The 19,229-nt window shown below is 67.9% G+C and carries 18 protein-coding genes; 8 read left to right on the forward strand and 10 right to left on the reverse strand.

The window, feature by feature from the left end:
* Window positions 1-81: 81 nt before the first annotated feature.
* From A9X00_RS13325 to A9X00_RS13335, 3 genes are all read right to left on the reverse strand, one after another.
* Complete coding sequence (locus A9X00_RS13325) at window positions 82-912, reverse strand: helix-turn-helix domain-containing protein (protein ID WP_067153657.1); 831 nt, start codon at window positions 910-912, stop codon at window positions 82-84.
* Window positions 913-975: 63 nt separating this feature from the next.
* Window positions 976-1,554, reverse strand: coding sequence for a cytochrome b (locus tag A9X00_RS13330; protein WP_067153659.1), 579 nt, complete (start codon window positions 1,552-1,554; stop codon window positions 976-978).
* Window positions 1,551-2,681 (reverse strand): catalase family peroxidase, encoded by a 1,131-nt coding sequence (locus tag A9X00_RS13335; protein WP_304441553.1) that lies wholly within the window; start codon window positions 2,679-2,681, stop codon window positions 1,551-1,553. The genes A9X00_RS13330 and A9X00_RS13335 overlap by 4 nt, the downstream gene beginning before the upstream one ends.
* A 390-nt stretch (window positions 2,682-3,071) precedes the next feature.
* Here A9X00_RS13335 and A9X00_RS13340 point away from each other — a divergent pair, with 390 nt between their 5' ends.
* Entirely contained in the window at window positions 3,072-3,470 is a 399-nt protein-coding gene (locus tag A9X00_RS13340) for an STAS domain-containing protein (RefSeq protein WP_067153661.1), read from the forward strand.
* A 4-nt stretch (window positions 3,471-3,474) separates the two neighbouring features.
* On the opposite strand, the gene A9X00_RS13345 is transcribed toward A9X00_RS13340, so the two are convergent.
* Window positions 3,475-4,560 (reverse strand): phosphotransferase family protein, encoded by a 1,086-nt coding sequence (locus A9X00_RS13345; RefSeq protein WP_067153663.1) that lies wholly within the window; start codon window positions 4,558-4,560, stop codon window positions 3,475-3,477.
* The gene (locus tag A9X00_RS13350) at window positions 4,557-5,693 is read right to left on the reverse strand and encodes a hypothetical protein (RefSeq protein WP_197515154.1); all 1,137 of its coding nucleotides are present in this window, start codon (window positions 5,691-5,693) and stop codon (window positions 4,557-4,559) included. Before A9X00_RS13350 ends, A9X00_RS13345 begins: the two co-directional genes overlap by 4 nt.
* A 124-nt stretch (window positions 5,694-5,817) precedes the next feature.
* On the opposite strand from A9X00_RS13350, the gene A9X00_RS13355 reads away from it, so the two are divergent.
* Together A9X00_RS13355 and A9X00_RS13360 are read left to right on the forward strand one after the other, a co-directional pair.
* Complete coding sequence (locus tag A9X00_RS13355; RefSeq protein WP_067153667.1) at window positions 5,818-6,438, forward strand: TetR/AcrR family transcriptional regulator; 621 nt, start codon at window positions 5,818-5,820, stop codon at window positions 6,436-6,438.
* A gap of 111 nt (window positions 6,439-6,549) precedes the next feature.
* Window positions 6,550-7,686 carry a phosphotransferase gene (locus tag A9X00_RS13360; RefSeq protein WP_067153669.1) on the forward strand — a complete coding sequence of 379 codons (1,137 nt, stop codon included), beginning with the start codon at window positions 6,550-6,552 and terminating at the stop codon, window positions 7,684-7,686.
* 7 nt (window positions 7,687-7,693) lie between these two features.
* Here the strand turns inward: A9X00_RS13360 and A9X00_RS13365 are convergent, their stop codons facing one another.
* Window positions 7,694-8,686, reverse strand: coding sequence for an ATP-binding cassette domain-containing protein (locus tag A9X00_RS13365; RefSeq protein WP_067153672.1), 993 nt, complete (start codon window positions 8,684-8,686; stop codon window positions 7,694-7,696).
* Window positions 8,687-8,688: 2 nt separating this feature from the next.
* Window positions 8,689-9,738 (reverse strand): ABC transporter permease, encoded by a 1,050-nt coding sequence (locus A9X00_RS13370; protein ID WP_067153674.1) that lies wholly within the window; start codon window positions 9,736-9,738, stop codon window positions 8,689-8,691.
* Window positions 9,739-9,923: 185 nt separating this feature from the next.
* Here A9X00_RS13370 and A9X00_RS13375 point away from each other — a divergent pair, with 185 nt between their 5' ends.
* The 3 genes from A9X00_RS13375 (at window position 9,924) to A9X00_RS13385 (ending at window position 13,464) form a co-directional block, all read left to right on the forward strand.
* A complete protein-coding gene (locus tag A9X00_RS13375) occupies window positions 9,924-11,684 on the forward strand; it encodes an amidohydrolase family protein (RefSeq protein WP_067153832.1) in 1,761 nt (586 codons plus the stop codon).
* Between the two features lie 8 nt (window positions 11,685-11,692).
* On the forward strand, window positions 11,693-13,018 hold the full coding sequence (locus A9X00_RS13380) for an SRPBCC family protein (protein ID WP_067153676.1): 1,326 nt from the start codon (window positions 11,693-11,695) through the stop codon (window positions 13,016-13,018).
* A gap of 65 nt (window positions 13,019-13,083) precedes the next feature.
* The gene (locus tag A9X00_RS13385) at window positions 13,084-13,464 is read left to right on the forward strand and encodes a hypothetical protein (protein ID WP_232006798.1); all 381 of its coding nucleotides are present in this window, start codon (window positions 13,084-13,086) and stop codon (window positions 13,462-13,464) included.
* 93 nt (window positions 13,465-13,557) lie between these two features.
* On the opposite strand, the gene A9X00_RS13390 is transcribed toward A9X00_RS13385, so the two are convergent.
* Window positions 13,558-14,220, reverse strand: a complete 663-nt coding sequence (locus A9X00_RS13390) for a response regulator transcription factor (protein WP_067153837.1) — start codon at window positions 14,218-14,220, stop codon at window positions 13,558-13,560.
* A complete protein-coding gene (locus A9X00_RS13395) occupies window positions 14,217-15,425 on the reverse strand; it encodes a sensor histidine kinase (RefSeq protein ID WP_067153678.1) in 1,209 nt (402 codons plus the stop codon). The genes A9X00_RS13390 and A9X00_RS13395 overlap by 4 nt, the downstream gene beginning before the upstream one ends.
* Window positions 15,426-15,558: 133 nt before the next feature.
* On the opposite strand from A9X00_RS13395, the gene A9X00_RS13400 reads away from it, so the two are divergent.
* Both A9X00_RS13400 and A9X00_RS13405 read left to right on the forward strand, forming a co-directional pair.
* Entirely contained in the window at window positions 15,559-15,936 is a 378-nt protein-coding gene (locus tag A9X00_RS13400) for a hypothetical protein (RefSeq protein WP_067153680.1), read from the forward strand.
* Entirely contained in the window at window positions 15,929-18,778 is a 2,850-nt protein-coding gene (locus A9X00_RS13405) for an RND family transporter (RefSeq protein ID WP_067153682.1), read from the forward strand. The genes A9X00_RS13400 and A9X00_RS13405 overlap by 8 nt, the downstream gene beginning before the upstream one ends.
* Window positions 18,779-18,828: 50 nt before the next feature.
* Here the strand turns inward: A9X00_RS13405 and A9X00_RS13410 are convergent, their stop codons facing one another.
* Window positions 18,829-19,227: a VOC family protein gene (locus A9X00_RS13410; protein WP_067153840.1), complete on the reverse strand. Its 399-nt coding sequence runs from the start codon at window positions 19,225-19,227 to the stop codon at window positions 18,829-18,831.
* Window positions 19,228-19,229: the final 2 nt, after the last annotated feature.

Genomic DNA, 19,229 nt, shown 5'->3' on the forward strand with positions numbered 1-19,229 from the left:
CCGCGGTCTTACTGGTAGGGCCGCAGTCAGCCAGCAACACGGCCGACTAAACCGCTTGTAGCGCAGCGAATCTAAGACAAGTTACGAGGTCGGCTGGGCGATGCCCGAGAGCAACCGCAGCCGCTCCTCCGAGGGCGTTCCGGGCTCGGCATAGTAGGTAACCAGCGCCTGGCACGTTTCGGGCAGCCGGAATGCCCGGTAGCGCAACTCAAGCGGGCCAAGCTGCGGGTGGTTGATCAATGCCGGGCCGCTTGTCTTTTGTTTGACGTCCTGGCGAGCCCACAACGTGCTGAACCGGTGGCTGCCGATGGAGAGCTCACCGATGAGCGACTGCAGTTCGGGATCATCGGGGTTTTCTTCGCCGATGTTGAACCGCAGCCAGGACACCAAGATCTCGGTGACGTAGTCCCAGTTGGGTATCCACGCGCGCAAGTCAGGTTCCAAGAAGACGGCCCGCAGCTGATTCACCCCGGGCGCGAAGTGGGGCATCAGAGCCCGCGCCATCGGGTTGGCGACGAGGACGGTCATCTGCCGGCCCACGACATACGCCGGCGTGAGTGGCCAACTGTCGATCAGTGTCTGAAGACCCGGATCGGCTTTCTCCGCGGAAACCGAGCCGCGCTGCCTGCGGCGAGGGGCGGGGCGAGCCAGGCTGCGCATGTACTCGGTGGCGTCGTCGTTGAGCTGCAACGCGCTGGCGAGGCCCTCGAGCACCTGATCCGAAGGTTGGCGTTCCCGGCCTTGCTCGAGCCGCAGGTAATACTCGGAGCTGATGCCGGCCAGCATCGCGACTTCCTCGCGGCGCAGCCCCGCCACCCGCCGACGCTCACCCTCCGCGAGCCCCACGTCGGCCGGTTTCAGCAGGTCGCGGCGGGCCCGCAGAAACGTCGCCAAAGCTTGCCGGTCAGGCATAAACCGACGATAGCCGCGTCGGGCCGCCTCAGGGTGACCGCGTTACTACCAGGATCGGCGCCGTCAGCGGGAGCCTCGACCACGTTTGGTGGGCCACAGCGCCATGCGATCGAGCAGCCCGTCCCGCAGCCCCAGCGTGTGAAACAGCACCGCGCAGACGTGGGCGGTGAACGTCAGGAAGAGGAGGAAGGCGAAGACGTTGTGGGCCTGCCGGAGCACCGCGTAGAGATCGAGGTTGTGCGGCGCGATGCCGGGCAGGCGCAGCGGACCCGCCATGGTGATAGGGAACCGCGCCGCCGACAGCATTGCCCACCCGACCAGGGGCTGTAGCAGCAACAGCGCGTACAGCATGTACTCCGACCATGACGCGACGCGGCGTTCGGCGCGGCTCATCGTGGCGAGGAAGGGTGGCAGTCGGTGGGTGAGCCGGTTCACCAGGCGCACCACGGCGAACGCGAGGATCAGCACCCCCAGCGGGCGGTGGATGGACAGCAGCAGCGGGTAGTAGCTCAGCGAAGCGATCATTGTCACCCCGATCAGCAGCTGGACGATGACCATCGGCGCCATCAGCCAGTGCAGGATCCGGGAGGGGAGGGCGAAACGCGTTGGGGTTCCTGTGGTTTCGCTTGCGGTGCCAGTCATGACAGCACCTTGGTGACGTTGACCTCGCTGGGCGACTTGGGCTCCTCGGCGCGGCGGGTGAAGGAGCGCGCGTAGACGGCTGATCTCGCCGGCGGCAGGGGGTCGTCCGATGCGGTGATGCCGTCCGGCAGGACCAGCGGGTCGAAGTTGATGTCGCGCGCGTTGCCGGCTTCCTCGGTCTGCACCGCCGTGATGGTGATGGTGCCGGCGTCGATGGTCCGCCGCGACTGCGGCCACGGCTTGGTGGCGTCGTGGGTCGGATCGCCCGGCTCGCCGACGGTGAGGACCAGCCGCCAACTCAGCGGCCGCTGCGACGCCGCGCGGATGAGGTCGTCGAAAAGGTAGTCCTTGCCGTGCGCCGGCTGCGGGGCCCCGCTGCCGTCGGCGTCCTGCGGGACCGCCGACCAGCGCACCGGGACGGTGGCGCCGGCGGTGTTGGTGAACCAGAACGCGTTCAGCCCGTAAAACGTGCTGTCCGCGAATCCCGCGGTGGGCGGGGACTGCTTGATGATCTTCATCGCGGCGACGGTTTCGGGATGGCGATCGAGGAACGCGGCCAGCTTTTGCGGGTCGGGCTTGCCCGTTTCGGGCAGCGGCTTGGACGCGAGCAACCGCTCGTAAAACCCCTCCGGGGTGCTGTCCGTGAAGACGGGGAAGTTGATCATCGCGGTGCGCCACTGCTGCCCGTCGGCCTCGAACAGCAGCCCGAGGCCGCGGACGGTGTCGGGTTTGTCCGCCTGGTCCGGCAGGCCGCCGCCCAGCGAGAACCGTCCGACGACCGGAACGGTGCCGGGCCGGAAGACCGCCGCCCGGCAGATGGCCGCGCCCGCCCCGTTGCTCGCAAAAGATCCCGTTGCGCTGAGCCCTTTGGCGTGGTTTCGCCGAAACCCGTCGTGGCGGCCGAAGACGTGTTCGAAGCGATCGGCGAACCGGGGTGGGGTGAGCGTGTCCGGCCGCAGCCAGCCGCCGGCATAGGCAAACCCGCCCACGTCCACCGCCGCGAAACCGGCGACGGCGCCCATGCCGAGCAGTGCGGCCCGCCGGTTCAGCGCGAAGCGACGGGGAGGTTCGGGCTTGGTCGTGTCAACGTCGTCGTCCGGGGCACCATCCTGACCACCGGCCTCCATGCCTACCGTCCTTTCCCGCTTTTCCGGCCAAGCCGCGCAGCCTGGGAACGACACTCGGTGGACGCAATTCATCCACCTGGGGCTGCCGTGCGCAACACATGCGGCGGTCCTCGCGCACATTGCGACCACGTCGGGGCGCCGAAATTCGTTCAGCCGTCGCCTACTGACAACGGATGTTGCAAGCGCATCGCTCGGGGCTGGAGCAGCGGTGTCGATGTCCCGTGGCTTAGGATCGGATGATCACGTGCGGTTGCGCTCCGCCTAGCGGCGCAGGATCGATGGAGTGTTTGTCCTCTGTAAGGCGTGTTACGCGGGTTGAGTCGACAGCCCCGGCTTGGCAGTAGCTGTTGATTTCTCGGTCCCGCACCGGGCGAATGTGAGTGATGAACCATGATCGAACAATCCGGCGATTCGGCCGATCCGATAGCCTTCGAGGTAGGAAAACGCCAGGTAGACCAGACGGTCGTATTGACCGTCTCGGGTGAAGTGGACATGCTCAGCGCGCCGCAACTCGCCGAGGCGATCCACACCGAGCTGGCCACCGGACCCGCGGGGCTGGTCGTCGACCTGTCGAAAGTGGATTTTCTGGCCTCGGCCGGGATGACCGTCCTGGTATCCGCGCAGGCCGACGTCGCGCCGCCTACCCAATTCGCGGTAGTCGCGAATGGGCCGGCCACCAGCAGGCCGATCAAGCTGATGGGGTTGGACAACGTGTTGTCGCTGCACAGCACGCTCGATAGCGCGCTGTGCCGTGTTTCCGACGGCTCCACCTCTGACGAGCTCGCCTGACGCGCTAGGTGGCGGGCGCCAACACCTGCTGAATGCGTTCGTCGCGCGGCAGCACGGGACCATCGTCCAGAGATTCGTCGACGCCTAGGTCAGTGAGGCCGGCTTTCGTCAAGAGCGACGTGCCGTAGGCGGCGAGCGCAAGTTTCTGGTCGTCGCTGTGGCCGTCCTCGATGAGCATCGCGCCGATCAGGCAGATGACGGCCATCTTGTAGGCGTTGAACGCGCGGTACCACGCGCGGTTGCGGACCGTGATTCCGCTGACCGACTCGTAATGCGCCAGCAGTGCGTCGATGGTGAGCGCCGCCGGGTGGGTGTTGATGCCGACGGGCTGCATCCACAGCATCTCGAGCCAGCCGATGTCGGTCAGTGGATCGCCCACGGTCGTCATCTCCCAGTCGAACACCGCGCTGACCTCGCCGTCGCGAAAGGCGAAGTTGCCCGGTTTGGCATCGCCGTGCACCAAAGTGACCCGCGGGCACGGCTGGGGCTTGGCGGCGCGCAGCGCCTCGTGGAGCCGTTCCAGGGCGGGCAGGCGGTCGCGCTTGACCCGGTTCATCTCCGCCACCCAGTGGTCGAGTTCGCGGTCGAGATGATCGCCACCGTCGTCCAGCGCGTCGAGCCCGGTCTGCGCGAGGTCGACGGTGTGGATCGCCGCGAGTTGTTCGACCAGGCTCTGGCACATCCGCACCACGGTCGAGTCCGCGACGCCGTCCGGCGCCTCCATCTCATACACCTGGCCGGCGGCCCGCTCCATCACGAAGAACGGCCGGCCGAGCACGTCGCCCGTCTCTTCCAGCCACAGCGCCCGCGGGACACGGACCGCGGAGTCCGCCAACGCCCGCAGGATCGCGAACTGGCGCGCGAGATCGTAGGGCTCCAGCAGCGCGGGTGGTTTGGGCCGCAGACGCAGCACCGCGTCTTGGCGGGTGTCCCGGTCGCCCCGCCGGGTGACGACGCTCAGCATCATCATCTCGGCGGAATGTCCGAAGTTCACCCGGCCGAGGCCCTCGGTGCGGACGTCGTCGGCGTCGGGCACCTGCGAGCGCAGCCAGGCCGTCAGGCGCTGCTCTGAGTTGGCGTCCAGCGTCATCGGCGGGCCCGATCGTCGTCTGCGGGAAGCCGGTCGACGGGTGTCTTGTCCTGGGTGAACGCCGACATGTCCATCGCGGTCCAGTTCGGATAGCGGCGGTAGCCCCGCCCGCCGAGCAGCAATTCGAAGACGCCCCAACCGATGTCGCCGTCGGTCTCGAACCGCATCAGCTGGTCGAGCGCCATCGATTTGCCCTCGGCCTCGGCCAGCTGCTCGGAATCGGTGCTATCCCAAAGGAAATGGATGAAGTACGCCCCGCCGCCCAGGTCCTCGTATTGGCAATGCGCCATCGGCAGCCCGTAGTAGGCGTTGACCTCCTGGTGGGCGGCGTCGGCGAAGACGCGGTAGGCCTTGCCGTCCTCGTCGGTGAAGATCAGCGTCGCGCGGGCGGGCCGCTTGGTGTCGCCGTCGAATTCCACCTCGTGCTCGATCTGGACGAATCGTTTCGACAGCGTGCCGTCGGCGCGAGTGATCCCACCGTCGACGTAATTGACTGTGCCGTCCGAGGATTCGATGACCCAGGCCTCGATGGCGCAGTCGTCGAATCCGGCGTCAAGCCACAGCCAGAAGTCGAGCTTGTCCGAGACGCGCACACCGAACGTGCGGTCGCGCCCGCCGTGGAACCCGTCCACGCTGATGCGCTCGCCGTCGATCACGACCCAGCCGCTCCATCGTCCGGGTTCCTTCATGTGGTACATGTCGGCCAGCATCTGCCCGTCCTCCCCGCGCACCTTCATCGGCAGCAGCTCCCACATCGGGGCGGTGGGCTCGTAGTAGAGCTCCCACTCGATGCCGGACTTGTTGGGGGCGACGTCGAGCCTCCACTTCTTCAGCGGCTCGACGCAGGTCCAGCTCATCGGCCCGGCGCGCAGGTCGGCGCGGTCGGCACCGGTCACGGGCCGGCCCGCCAACAGGTCCCAGTGCCGGCCGTCGGCGAGGCTGACCTTGACATATCCCAGCGCGGTTCCGGTGTTCGGGTTGTTGCCGTAGCCGCTTGCCAACAACATGGTGCCGTCGGGCGACGCGGCGAAGAAATAGCACCGGTCCGACCACGTCGGATCGGGATCGTGCACCCGGTCGAAGGTCGTGGGGAGCTGGTGGGTGAACGACTCGTCGGCAGCGGAGTAGCCCATCATCGCCCTCTCTGGTGTGCTAATAGCCTGGGCCACAGCGGGATTCGAGCCCAGGCGGCCCCACTGCGGTCATCCGCGGCATCAGATCTCGAAGCAGCACAACGCATCCCGTACCATCGGCGAAATGGAACCGAGCCGGTGGTGGGGCGCCGACCGCGCGATCCTCGACGACGAGGAGGCCCGCAGGCGGATCCTCGACGCCGCGGGACGCTGCATCGTCCGCCGGGGCAACTCTCAGTTCCGGATGGGTGAGGTGGCCGACGAGGCCGGCGTGTCGCGGTCGACGGTGTACCGGTACTTCCCCGGCCGCGACGACGTGTTGCTCGGCCTGATGCTGATGCGGGTCGACAAAGCGCTTGGTGATCTGGTGCGCTCGCTGCCCACACCCGAGGACCCGGTTCGGTCGGTGCCCGAGATGGTGCTGGCGCGCGTCGAGTCGGTGGCCGGCAATCCGCTGAACGAGGCGATGTTCGCCGCGGAGAGCACCGCCGTGGCCGCGGCCCTGGATAAGGGCTCGGAGCCCTTCGTTGAGCTGCTGCTGCGGCACTACGAACCCCTGCTGAACCGGTGGAAGCGGGCGGGGCGCCTATACGACGACCTCGACTTTCGCTCGATCGTCCAGTGGTTGCACACCACCACGTTGTTTCTACTGGGGCCGTCGTGGCGCTATCGCCCGGCCGCCGACAAACGCCAGTTCGTCGAGCAGTTCGTGGTGCGGGCCCTGGTGCCACAAATCAGACAATAATCCAGTATTGTCTGATGTCCAGACGTTCGGGTATTTTTGTCTGACGGGACCCCGCGCCGGTTGAGTGACCCCTCCCGCCGGCACGGGGCTCCCGAACCAGGACGGATACATATGAAAAACCTTGCGGAACAAGCTTTTTCCCTTGTCGGCTTGGCCGCTCACCTGGGCCAGGGAGTCAGCCGGGTGGCCGCCGACGCCGTCGTGGGCCCCCGGCTGGGGTTGCCCCGCACGGTCGCCGACATCGACGCCGGAGTCCTGTCCAAGCTGATGGGAACCACGGTTCGGTCGGTCCGGGTGCTCGACCATGACGCCGGGACCTCGTCGCGGGCCCGGCTCGTGCTGACCGGCAAGAACGTCCCCGAATCGGTGTTCGTCAAGGTCGCCGCCGAAACGGCCGCCACCCGCCTGATGGGCGAACTCGGCCGCCTCGGACACACCGAGGTGCGCTTCTACAACGAACTCGCGCCGCAGCTCAACGGCGTGCCGCAGGCCTACGGCGCCGCGTTCGACAGCTGGACGGGCCGATACCTGCTGGTTCTGGAAGACCTGCCCGCCGAATCGTGCGAATTTCCCGACACGCTGCACCCGCTCTCCCCCGACCAGGCCAGCCTCATCGTCGAATTGCTGGCCGACCTGCACGCTACTTTCTGGGACCGCCTCCCGCGCGATCGTCGCGGCCCGCTGGGCTGGCTATACACGCCGTCGAGCGACGTCACCTCGCTCCTGACCGGTTCGCTGATGCACGCCTCGATCAAGCGGCTCGCAGGACGCACCGAAATTCCCGTCGAGAACGGCGCCTTCATCGCCGACAACTACCGTGCCGTCGCCGCGCTGATCGACGCGACCCCGCACACCGTCATGCACGGCGACGCGCACCCCGGCAACATGTATTTCCACGGCGGCAAGGCGGGGCTGCTGGACTGGCAGGCGGTACGGCGCGGCCACCCCTCCCGCGAGCTCGCATACACGCTGATCACCAGCCTGACCCCGCAAGACCGCGAGGCGAGCCAGCGCGAGCTGCTCGACGACTACCGGCGCGGGCTCGCGGCCGCCGGCGGACCGGAACTCGACCGCGACGACCTGTGGCGGCGCTACCGGCAGGCCGCGCTGTACGCGTATGTCGCCCCGCTGATCACCGCGGGGATGGGCGGAATGCAGGTCGAAGGCATCGCCATGGAGGGCCTGCGGCGCGGTGTGGCAGCGCTGGACGACCTGGAAACCATTGCGGCACTGAAGAGTTGTTTGTAGCGCCAACTCACTCGGCGGCAAGCTTGCGGTGCTTGATCATGTCGCTGATGCCCCCGTCGCCGAGCCGCTGACGGAACGCCGGCGCCGTGTAGCCGACGACGGTCGCGTCGGTGCGGGCACGCGCGGTCGCCGCGCGCGGCATGTGAAACAGCACGCCAATTTCGCCGAAGTAGTCCCCGGGTCCGGAGACCTTCACCAATTCCTCACCGCCGTCAGCCAATTCGCGCACGATCTCGAATTCACCGTCGGACACGAAGTAGATCAGCTCGCCCATCGTCGACTGCTCGAACAGCACCTCGCCGGCCTTGACCTCTATCGTTTCCGGTGGCTTGTTCGTCTCGGGGAAATCGGGCGTCAGCTCGACGACGCGATCGGCCATCGGCAGGATCCGGGAGTCGTGGGTGGCGACCACGACAATACGATCCCCGTCCGCGAGTTCGCGGATCAACCGCAGCACCTCTTCCACCTGAATGAAGTCGAGGTGCGCGGTCGGTTCGTCGGCGAGGATCAGCGGTGGATCCAACGCGATCGCGCGGGCGACGGCCACGCGTTGCTGCTGCCCGCCGCTCAGGTCGCCCGGGCGGTGTTTCATTCGCTCTTGAAGGTTGACCCGCGTCAGGAGCTCCTCGGCGCGCTCACGCGCGGCCCGGCGCGACATCCCGGCCTCGCGCATCGGAACCATTACGTTCTCTAGGGCCGTGAGGCTGGGCACCAGGTTGAACGCCTGGAAGACAATGCCCACCTTGTCGCGCCGATAGTCCGCCAGCGCAGTGCGGTCGAGGGTGATGATGTCGACGTCATCGAACTTGATTGCGCCCGACTTTGGCCGCAGTATGCCGCCGAGGCAGGACAGCAGCGTCGTCTTCCCGCACCCGCTGGGCCCGAGGAGGATCACCAACGACCCCGCCGTCACATCGAGGTTCAAGCCGTTGATCGGCCGCAGAGCGTATCCGCCGCTGTAGTACTCGACGACGAGGTCCTGAATGCTGAGATCGCCCATCGCTAAGGACCTCCGAACGCGAGCGCCGGATCGATGGCCACCACGCGCCTCAGCCCGGCGAGGCTGGCCAACAGGCCGACCACGATGGCGACCGCGGGTAACAGCAGGTACGCGCCGACGGGGATCGCGACGATCATCGGAAACAGCGGTGCCATCAGCTGCGCAAGCCCGACGCCCACCGCCGCCGCGAGCAACGCAACAACCAGCGCCTGCAACGTCAGCCCCGCCATGATGGATCGCGTCCGCGTGCCGATCGCCTTGAACACCGCAAAGTCGCGGACCCGCTCGAGCGCGGAGAGATAGACCACCGATCCGACGACCAGCGCCGCCACGATCCACAGCAAGACGGTGACGATCGAGATCGAAGTCACCGCCACGTGCAACGGGCGCACCAGGTCCTTCACCGCACCCGCCCGGTCGTACGTCTGGTAGCCGTCCGGGAGGTGTCGGGGTGTGCCGACGACCCCGATCGACGTGACCATCGGCTGCCCGTTATACGCCACCTGCTGCAGGCCCGGCGTGGTGAGGAAGATGTTCGGGATCTTCGCCAGCGCAGTGGAATTCGGCACAATGCCGACGATCCGCAATACGTGTGCGCCGACCTCCAGGGTGTCGCCGACGCGCAGGCCCAGCACACTCGACGCCGCGACCTCGTCCGGCATCGACGGCGCGCGACCCTCCGAGACTCGCGGCATGCCGGGGCCATGCTCGGGGGCGCCGAACGCCGTGACGTTTCGCGTTGTCCCGCCCTCCTTCATGATCGTCCCCACGCAGCCCAGCGGGGCCGCGGCTGCGACGCCGGGCAAAGCTCTAATGTGGGCCAGGTCGACGTCGGGGAATGGTGTCGAACCCAGGAACGGTCCGGCCGCTCCGTTTTTCACCACGAACGCGTCGACGCCCAGGGAATCGACGGTGCCGCGGGCCTCGACCTGGAAGCCGTTCATCAGTCCGGTCATGACCAGTGTCATTCCAAAGATCAGCGCGGTGCTGACGACGGTGATGATCAGGCGCCGTTTTTTCCATTGCATGTCGCGCAGGGCCGCGAAGAGCACTTCCAGAACCTACCAACGTACCGATCTTCCAGGGCAGGGGTGATCCCTCGCGGGTGCGCGCTGATCAGCGACAGAGTCATTGACTGGTTCCTCCGCGACGAATACTGTGAGGAGTTACGCTACTTGGCGTAGCGAAATACTGCCTGCCTCGCGTCGACTGCGCATGGCGACAAGGAGTGAACCTCATGTTCGACCTGAAGATCACCGGTGGCACTGTCGTCGACGGCACCGGCGCCGAGCGCTATCGGGCCGACGTCGGCATCAAGGACGGCGTCATCGTCGACGTCGTTCGGCGCGGCGCCGACGACCCCGAGATGGGCGGCGAGGCTGCCGAAACCATCGATGCGACAGGGCATCTGGTGGCCCCCGGGTTTGTCGACATCCACACCCACTACGACGGCCAGGTGAGCTGGGACGGCCTGCTCGAGCCGTCCAGCGGCCACGGCGTCACCACGATCGTGACCGGCAACTGCGGCGTCGGCTTCGCGCCGGTGCGGCCCGGCAGCGAGCAATGGCTGATCGAGTTGATGGAGGGCGTCGAGGACATCCCCGGCACCGCGCTCACCGAGGGCATCACCTGGGGCTGGGAAACCTACCCCGAGTACCTCGACGCGATCGGCAAGCAGAAGTTCGCGATCGACGTCGGCAGCCAGGTCGCCCACGGCGCCATCCGCGCGTATGCGATGGGCGAGCGGGGCGCCCGCAACGAGCCGGCCACCCCCGACGACATCGCGGCCATGTCGCGGCTGGTCACCGAGGCCATCGAGGCCGGCGCGCTCGGATTTTCGACGTCGCGCACGATGGGCCACCGCGCGATGGACGGCGAGCCGGTGCCCGGCACCTTCGCCGCCGAGGAGGAACTGTTCGGCCTGGGCCGAGCCATGGCCGCCGGCGGTCAGGCCGTGTTCGAGCTGGCTCCACAGGGGGCCGCGGGCGAGGACATCATCGGCCCGAAGAAGGAATTGGACTGGATGCGCCGGCTGAGCGCGGAGATCGACCGCCCGGTGTCGTTTGCCCTCATTCAGGTGGACGCCGACCCGAAGCTGTGGCGCGAGATGCTCGACCTGTCCGCAGATGCGCACGCGGCGGGCGCACGGCTGCACCCGCAGATCGCGGCGCGACCGTTCGGAATGATGATCGGCTTCCAAGGGCATCACGGCTTCAGCCATCGGCCGACGTATCGCAGGCTCGCGGCCGAATGCAGCCGCGCCGAGCTCGCGCAGCGCCTCGCCGATCCCGCGGTCAAGGCGGCGATCCTGTCCGAGGAGGACCTGCCGGTCGACCCAACCCTGCTGTTCGACGGGATGTTCGCCCTGGTGCAGCACTCGCTGCACCGCCTCTACGCGCTGGGCAACCCGCCCGACTACGAGCCGACGCCCGACCGCACCGTCGCCGCGATCGCCAAGGAACGCGGCGAGGACCCGCTGGCCACCCTGTATGACCTCATGCTCGAGTCGAACGCGACCAACATGCTGATGCTGCCGCTGTTCAACTACGCCGACGGCAACTGCGACGCGATCCGGGAGATGATGCTGCACCCCGCAGGCGTGCTGGGGCTCTCCGACGGCGGCGCGCACTGCGGAATGATCTGTGACGCTTCCTATCCCACGTTCCTGCTGACGCACTGGGCGCGGGACCGCCGCCGGGGCGAGAAGTTGCCGCTCGAGTACGTGATCCGCAAGCAGTCCCGCGACACCGCGCACCTGTTCGGCCTCACCGACCGCGGCACCATCGAAGCCGGCAAGAAGGCCGACATCAACGTGATCGACATGGACGCCCTGCGACTGCACCCGGCGGCGATGGCCTTCGACCTGCCGGCCGGCGGCCATCGGATCCTGCAGGGGGCGAGCGGCTACGCCGCCACAATCGTCAGCGGCACGGTGACCCGCCGCCACGACGTCGACACCGGGGCGCGCCCCGGTCGCCTAGTGCGCGGAGCGCGTTAGGGCTGCGCATGAACGCGCCCGCCGGTAACCCGACTCGCACGCGTGACGAGGACGCGATCGGCACCCCGCCCGGCTGCCCGACCCTGGTGCCGGCCGAGCGCTACTACTCGCCGGCGTTCGCCCAACTCGAGGTCGAACGGATGTGGCCGAAGGTGTGGCAGCTCGCCTGCATGGTCGACCACGTCGCCGAGCCGGGCGATTACTTCGAATACCGCTGCGGCGCCTACGGGGTGCTGATCGTGCGCGGGGAAGACGGCGTCCTGCGCGCGTTCCAGAACGCCTGCCGCCATCGCGGCAACTCGCTGTGCACCGGCTCGGGGTCCGGGCTGCGCGAGCTCAAGTGCGGATATCACGGGTGGACTTGGGACCTCGCCGGCGCGCTCAAGCGGGTGCCCGACCGCAAGGGCTTCGGTTCGCTCCGGATGTCCGATTTCCCGCTGATACCCGCCCGCGTCGACACCTGGGAAGGGCTCGTCTTCGTCAACCTGGACGTCGGCGCGACGTCGCTGCTCGAATACCTGGAGGCGATGCCCGACGACATCGCGTGGTGCCACCTGAGCGACTTCCGGTGCTACGCGACACTCACCATCGACGTCGACGCCAACTGGAAGACGATCGCCGACGGCTTCAGCGAGACCTACCACATTCAGACGCTGCATCCCGAGCTGCTGCGCTGCGTCGACGACGTCCATGCGCCCCAACAGATCTGGGGTCACGCCGGCAAGTCCGACCAGCCTTACGGCGTGCCCAGCCCGCGGTTCGACGGCGCGCTGAGCGACGAAGAGGTGTGGGACGCCTACGTCCAAACGCAGGGCGCCCTGATGGGTGCGGCCGAGGGCACGCCCTTCCCGGCCGACGAACGCCGGCCCGGGCAGACGGTCCAGGACCTCATCGCCGAGCACACCAGGGCCTTCGCGGCCAGCCGCGGGGTGGACCTCGCCTGGGCCGACACCGACCGGATCACCCGCCTGCACCAGTACAACGTGTTTCCCAACATGACGCTGCTGGCCAACGCCGATCACCTGACCGTCATGTGTGCGCGGCCCGGCGCCGATCCCGATCACGGCGAGATGGTCATGTTTTTGATGACCCGGATGTCCCCGGGCGCGCCGCGCACCAAGCCGGCCGATGTGCGGACCACCGCCGGGGAGGCCGAACCGGGCCTGGTGCTCACCCAGGACATCCAGCTGCTCGCGGGCCTGCAGCGCGGCCTGCGCCAGCCCGGCTTTACCCACCTGGCGCTGTCCAGCGAGGAATGCCGCGTAATCAACATGCATCGCAACCTGGAGCGGTATCTGCGGCTGCCCGAAGGCGAGCGGATGACCGGCGGTTAAAAGGTGCCGACGGAATTCGCTTAGACCTCCCGAAATCGGGTAGGCGCGCATTAGACTCCCGGCTTGTGACGAGTCCGTCCGATGCCTGGGGCTACGAACGGCGGCAACTCATGCATCAGGTACAGATGCGATGTCAGGCCCTGGGCCGCAGGCGGGCGCGACGGCTGTGTCACCACTTCGAGCGCGTCGGGGTCCACACCGCCCCCGAACGCCTGCGTCAGATGGTGGCCGGTGCGCCCGTCGCCGACGATGAAGTCACGGACGTCAATTTCGCTCTGATCGCGTTGCAGCTCAACCGCGAGGCCCGCGGCGCGCGGGTCAAGCGCCTCAAGCGCCAGGGCACCCGCTCGCTGCTGTTCATGGGCCTGGTCCTGGTCGTTCTCAACTTCCTTTTCTGCATCGCCTACGTCTTGCTGAACCTGGCCCAACAGGCCACGCCACTGTGAATTCGGGCTGATAGTCGCCATCAAGACTCGACCGTGCGGCTGGCCGCACGCTCGAAGCCGAATGTGCGGCTGGCCGCACGTTCGCGGACACTTTCAGCGCGGGGCGACGATCCCGTTGTCGTAGGCGTAGACGATCGCCGCGGCGCGGTCGCGCAGGTCGAGTTTTCCGAAGATCCGGCCGATGTGGCTTTTGACCGTGACACCCGAGATGCACAGTTCGTCGGCGATTTCGCTGTTGGACAGTCCCTTTCCGATCAGCGTCAGCACGTCCAACTCGCGGGTGGTGAGTTGGGAGATCTCGTTGGCCCGGCTTTCGCAGGCGCCGGGCGCGGCCTTGCGGTAGGTGGTGAGCACGCGGGAGGTGACCGCGGGATCCAGGTAGCTGTCTCCCCTGGCCACCGTCCGCACGGCGCGGATCAACTCCTCGGCCGACGAGTCCTTGAGCACGAATCCGGCGGCCCCGGCCCGCAGCGCCCCGGACAGCAGGTCGTCCTCGTTGAAGGTGGTCAACGCGAGCACGGGCGGGCCCCCCGCCAGCCGTCGCGTCGCCTCGATGCCGTCGACCCGCCGCATCCGCAGGTCCATCACGACGACGTCGGGCCGGTATTCGGCCACGGCGGCGGGCACCTCGTCCCCGTCGGCGCATTCGGCGACCACGTTGAATCCGTCCTTGCGACGCAGGATCCGGCGCAACCCGGAGCGCACCAAGTCCTGATCGTCGACCAGCAGCACCGCGATCTCGGCCTCGTCGATCACAACTTGCACCACGGCGGCCGCCACCCGGTGTCGCCCGCTTCCAGCGGGATCTCGGCCCGCACCGACCACCCGTCGCCGGTCGGGCCGACGTCGATCGCGCCGCCCAGCAGCTCGACGCGCTGACGCATGCCGTTCACCCCGCGCCCTTCCGCACACGGGCCTGCGGTCACCGCGGCCGGGAGTCGATTGTTGACGACGAGGTTTGCCGATGCAGCCGAAATAGTCAGCGCCACGGCGGATTTCGAGTCGGGCGCGTGTTTGGCGATGTTGGCCAGCGATTCTTGGGTGATGCGGTACAACGCATGCCCGACGGCGGCCGAGACGCGTTTGACCGATCCGTCGCTACGCAACGTGACGTCCAGGCCCGCTCGCTCGAAATCCGCAACGAGCGCCGCGATGTCGTCGATGCCGGGCTCGGGCCCAATTCTCATCGGTGAATCGTCGAGCAGGCCGACCGTGCGGCGGATGTCGGCCATCGCCTGCCGGCCCAGCCGCTCGGCCTGTTCGAGCGCCTCCACCGCGTCATCGACGTCGCGATCCTGCTGCAGTGCCCGCCGCGCACCGGTCACGTTCAACAGCGTGATGGACAACGAGTGGGCGATGACGTCATGCACCTCGCGGGCGATGCGCCGACGCTCGTCGGCCGCGGCGTGCTCGGCAAGCATCTTCTGCGCCTCCATCTGTTCGGCCAGCAGCCGCCTTTGCGTGCACATGAGGTAGCCGATCAACCAGCCGCCGCCGACAAAACCCAAATACAACGCCACCGCGTCGAGGCGATGCAGCTCTGACGCGACGAGGAGCAGGGCGCTCGCCGACATGGAGGCCAGGAAGCCGCCCACCGCCGACGTCAACGCGCCGACCGCCCCAACCATCAACACCAGCAATGACGGTGCGAAGTCGGCACGAACGGGCGTCGACGTGCCGAACAGCATCACCGCGGTCGCCGCTGACCAAGTCGGCCACAAGACCACAGAGCGGACCTTCACGTTGAAGAGGATGAACGTCAACGCCGGCGACAGGGCGATCGCAAATGCGCCGAGACAGACTGGCAGGTCCGCGGCCGGCCGTTGCAACGTCGCGACGATCCCGCCAAGGATCACGATGGCATCGGTGATCAACAAGAACGACCAAGTGATCCCAACCGGGAGAAGCTCACCCCGTCGGCGAACCCGTTCTCCCAGGTAATCGCCTGCGGCACGCAACATCAAACAATCGTAGGACCCGGTGCCCCGCGCCCACATCATGCCGAGGTCGGCAGCCGTCTCCGCCCGTGGTAGGAGGCAAAGACCGAACCTCGGCACGACGCGCGGCAGGGGGCCGCTTTCCTAGCGTCGAGTCATGACATGGACACTGCTGCACGACCGGATGGCCTTCATGGCCAACGTGATCAAGGCCGCCGAGACCGATCCCGAGGCGGCCCTCGCGCTGGCCGACGGTTCGTCCGAGGTCTCTCGGCTATTCGGCGGCGAGGAGGGGCTCCTGCTGTCGCTGCGGCAGCGCTGGATGACGATGCTCGTCGCCAAGTTGGATCAGGCGGCGCACGACGGCGTCGCGGCCGAACGGGTGCGGGCCGACCTCGCGGCCGCTGAGCCGGGGCTGCACGCCCTGCTGGAGATCGCGTCCCGGCGGTCGCTGCGGGTGCGGTCCCTGTCCGGGGGAGAGCGGCGGGTCATGGAGTTGCTGGGCGGACCCAGCGATCGGCAGACCGTTGCTTGACGGAACGGGAATCATCTCGCGCCTGACCGGCCGATGCGCGATCCTGATCGTCGGCCTGTGGGTCTTGGCGGCGGGTGCCGCCAATCTGGCCGTCCCCCAACTGGAGCGGGTCGTGGAAACCCACGCCCGCACGTTCATGCCCGCCGCCGCGCCGAGTTCGGTCGCCGCGTCCCGCGCCGCCCAGCTGTTCGGCCAAAAGCCAAGCAACAACTTCGTTTACGTGGTGCTCGAACGCGATCAACGCCTCACGCCGCGCGACCGCCAGTTCTATGACGCGTTGACCGCGACCCTCTCCTCCGATCGCGGCCACGTGAACGCGGTCACCGACTTGTGGTCACAGCCCGCCACCGCCGCCGGCGCCCAGAGTTCCGACGGGCGGGCGGTCAGCCTGATGGTGCGGCTCGCCGGAATGCTCGGCACCTCCCAAGCCCGCGATTCGGTGAACGCCGTGCGCGGCGAGGTGGCCAAGCTGTCACCGCCGCAAGGCCTGCGCGTCCTCGTCACGGGTCCCGGCGCCACGATCGTCGACGAATTCGCCGCGATCGACCGGCAGATGCTCACGATCACCGCCGCCACGGTCGGTGTCATCCTGCTGTTGCTGCTGTTGGTGTACCGATCGCCGATCGCCGCGGCGATCCCGCTGATGTCGGTCGGCATCGCGCTGGCCGTGGGCCGGGCCGTCGCCGCGGCGTTCGGCCAAGCGAATGTCGTTGAGGTGTCGCTGTTCTCGGTGGCGCTCATGGCGGCGATGACGCTGGGCGCGGGCACCGACTACGCGATATTCCTCATCGGCCGCTACCACGAGGGCCGGCGACGCGGCGTCGCGCCGACCCAGGCGCTGGCCGAGGCCTACCGCGCCGTCGCGCCGGTGGTGATCGGATCGGCCCTGACGGTGTCGGTGGCGTTGGGATGCCTGGGCTTCGCGCAGGTGGGGATGTTCCGCAGCGCCGGGATACCCTGCGCCATCGGGATTCTGGTAACCATGGCCGCCGCGTTGACGCTGACGCCGGCGCTCATGGGCCTGGCGTTGCGCCGCGGGTTCCTCGAACCGCGCCCCTCGAGGACGTCGCGGCGCTGGCGACGCGTGGGGGCGGCGGTTGCGCGCTGGCCCGGACCTGTCCTCGTCACCGCGGGTGGGTTGACCCTGCTGGCGGCGCTGCCGCTGGCCGGCACGCGGGTCGGTTGGAACGAGCCGGCCGCCACCCCGTCCGCCGCGGAATCGAGTCGCGGCTATGCGGCCAGCGACCGGCACTTCGCGTCCAATTCATTGCTGCCCGACGTCGTCACCATTCAGGCCGACCACGACCTGCGGAACCCGGCGGGGCTGATAGCCGTCGAGCGGATCACGCGCCAGATCATGGCGATACCCGGTGTGCGCACGGTGCAGTCCGCGAGCCGGCCCGACGGCAGGGTGCCCGACCAGGCGACGTTGACGTATCAGACCGGGGTGCTCGGCCGTCAGCTCGGGGACACGATCGACTCACTGACCCAACGGCTGAACCGGGTCTCCGAACTCGACAACGCCCTCGCGCAGGCGCAAACCGCGGTGGACACTCTTGGCAGCGGATTGCGCGGCGGCAGTTCGGGGCTGGCCGACATGTCCGCGGCCGCGGACGACATGCGCAGCGGCATGGACGGCGTGCAACGCACCGTCAGCACGGTGTCGGGTTATCTCGACCCACTGCGGGATTTCGTCGCGCGGACTCCGGACTGCGCCGCCAATCCGGTCTGCTCGACCGTGGACCGTGTGGTCCAACCCGTCGACAGTCTCGTGCAGACCTCGTCGCGGCTCGGCGACGGCGCCGCCAAGCTGACCAGCGGTTCGAATACGGCCGCCAAGGCGATCGCCGGCCTACCTCAAGCGGTGACATCGATGAAAGACGCTCTGGGACAGGCGCGTTTGGCCACCCGCGACTTGTTGGGCCTGAGCGGGACGATCGGCCCGCAGCTGCACCAGTTGACCGACTACCTGACTGAGATCGCCACGCAATTTCAGGGCAGCGCCGCATCGGGTTTCTACCTGCCACAGCGAGCGCTGAGCGACCCGCGGTACGTCGACGTGCTGCACCAACTGACGTCCGCCGACGGTCACGCCACCTACCTGCTGGTCTACGGCGACGGCAACGAATGGGGCGCCGAGGGCGCCGCGCGGGCCGATCAGGTGCGCACCGCGATCAAGGAGGCGACCAAGGAGGGAACGCTGGCGCCGACGGGTGTGGACCTGGCCGGCGTCGGCCCCGTGACCGCCGATCTGCAGCACTTCGTCGCCCGCGACAGCGCGTTGCTCGTGGGCGCGGCACTGGTCCTCATCTTCCTGATCGTCGCGGCGATGCTGCGCAGTCCGGTGGCCGGGCTGGTCGTCGTCGGCACCGTCGTCGCCTCCTACGCATCGGCGCTCGGCATCAGCGCGCTGATCTGGCAGCGCCTGCTTCATCACGAGTTGCATTGGGCCGTCGCGCCCATCGCCTTCATCGCGCTGATCGCCGTCGGGGCGGACTACAACCTGCTGCTGGCGTTGCGGATCAAGCAGGAGGCAACCGCGGGAATCAGAACGGGGATCATTCGCGCGTTCGGCGGTACCGGCGGGGTGGTCACCACCGCGGGCATCGTCTTCGGGCTCACCATGCTTGCGTTGCTGGGCAGCAGCGTGCTCAGCATTGCGCAGATCGGCACGACGATCGCGGTGGGGTTGATGATGGACACCCTCGTCGTGCGGGCGCTCGTCGTGCCGTCCATCGTCGCGCTGCTGGGCAGATGGTTCTTCTGGCCGCGCTCCGTCCCGCGTCTCCGGCCCGCGATGAAAGCGCCCGGGCGCCAACTGGTTTCGGCGGGAAGCGCCTAGCTTTAGGGCGCCGGCACGGGCTTGAGCCGGCGCCTGATATCAACTCGCGCTCAATCGCGGTCGTGGTGGCACACGGCCTCTAGCCTCAGCCCGAACGGGTCGTACCAAAAGGTGGCGTAATAGTGGCCGGCGTACTGCGGGAAATGCCGCGGGGAATGGATGACCGTGCCGCCGATCCGAAGTACATGGTCGTGCACGGCGTGCACCGAGGACCGCCGCCGCACCATGAACGCCAGGTGCTGCAGCCCCGTCCGCTCTGCCGAGTAGTCCCCCGGTTGGCTGGACGGATAGAAGAACAGGTACGTGCCGGGCTTGTTGTCCGCGGGTTTGTAGGCGAATTCGTCGTCCGCATCAAGGAAGGGCTCGAATCCGACCAGGGGCATCAACGCGTCGTAGTAGCGCTTCGCGGCCGGGAGGTCCGGCACGTTGACACCAAGGTGGCCCAGCATCG

Source organism: Mycobacterium sp. 1245805.9, from assembly GCF_001672915.1.
In the GTDB taxonomy this organism is placed as follows: domain Bacteria; phylum Actinomycetota; class Actinomycetes; order Mycobacteriales; family Mycobacteriaceae; genus Mycobacterium.

Excerpts from the sequence above, each read along its gene's own strand:
- A9X00_RS13325 (WP_067153657.1), bottom strand. The coding sequence starts at position 912 with ATGCCTGACCGGCAAGCTTTGGCGACGTTTCTGCGGGCCCGCCGCGAC.
- A9X00_RS13330 (WP_067153659.1), bottom strand. The coding sequence starts at position 1,554 with ATGACTGGCACCGCAAGCGAAACCACAGGAACCCCAACGCGTTTCGCC.
- A9X00_RS13335 (WP_304441553.1), bottom strand. The coding sequence starts at position 2,681 with ATGGAGGCCGGTGGTCAGGATGGTGCCCCGGACGACGACGTTGACACG.
- A9X00_RS13340 (WP_067153661.1), top strand. The coding sequence starts at position 3,072 with ATGATCGAACAATCCGGCGATTCGGCCGATCCGATAGCCTTCGAGGTA.
- A9X00_RS13345 (WP_067153663.1), bottom strand. The coding sequence starts at position 4,560 with ATGACGCTGGACGCCAACTCAGAGCAGCGCCTGACGGCCTGGCTGCGC.
- A9X00_RS13350 (WP_197515154.1), bottom strand. The coding sequence starts at position 5,693 with ATGGGCTACTCCGCTGCCGACGAGTCGTTCACCCACCAGCTCCCCACG.
- A9X00_RS13355 (WP_067153667.1), top strand. The coding sequence starts at position 5,818 with ATGGAACCGAGCCGGTGGTGGGGCGCCGACCGCGCGATCCTCGACGAC.
- A9X00_RS13360 (WP_067153669.1), top strand. The coding sequence starts at position 6,550 with ATGAAAAACCTTGCGGAACAAGCTTTTTCCCTTGTCGGCTTGGCCGCT.
- A9X00_RS13365 (WP_067153672.1), bottom strand. The coding sequence starts at position 8,686 with ATGGGCGATCTCAGCATTCAGGACCTCGTCGTCGAGTACTACAGCGGC.
- A9X00_RS13375 (WP_067153832.1), top strand. The coding sequence starts at position 9,924 with ATGTTCGACCTGAAGATCACCGGTGGCACTGTCGTCGACGGCACCGGC.
- A9X00_RS13380 (WP_067153676.1), top strand. The coding sequence starts at position 11,693 with ATGAACGCGCCCGCCGGTAACCCGACTCGCACGCGTGACGAGGACGCG.
- A9X00_RS13395 (WP_067153678.1), bottom strand. The coding sequence starts at position 15,425 with ATGTTGCGTGCCGCAGGCGATTACCTGGGAGAACGGGTTCGCCGACGG.
- A9X00_RS13400 (WP_067153680.1), top strand. The coding sequence starts at position 15,559 with ATGACATGGACACTGCTGCACGACCGGATGGCCTTCATGGCCAACGTG.
- A9X00_RS13410 (WP_067153840.1), bottom strand. The coding sequence starts at position 19,227 with ATGCTGGGCCACCTTGGTGTCAACGTGCCGGACCTCCCGGCCGCGAAG.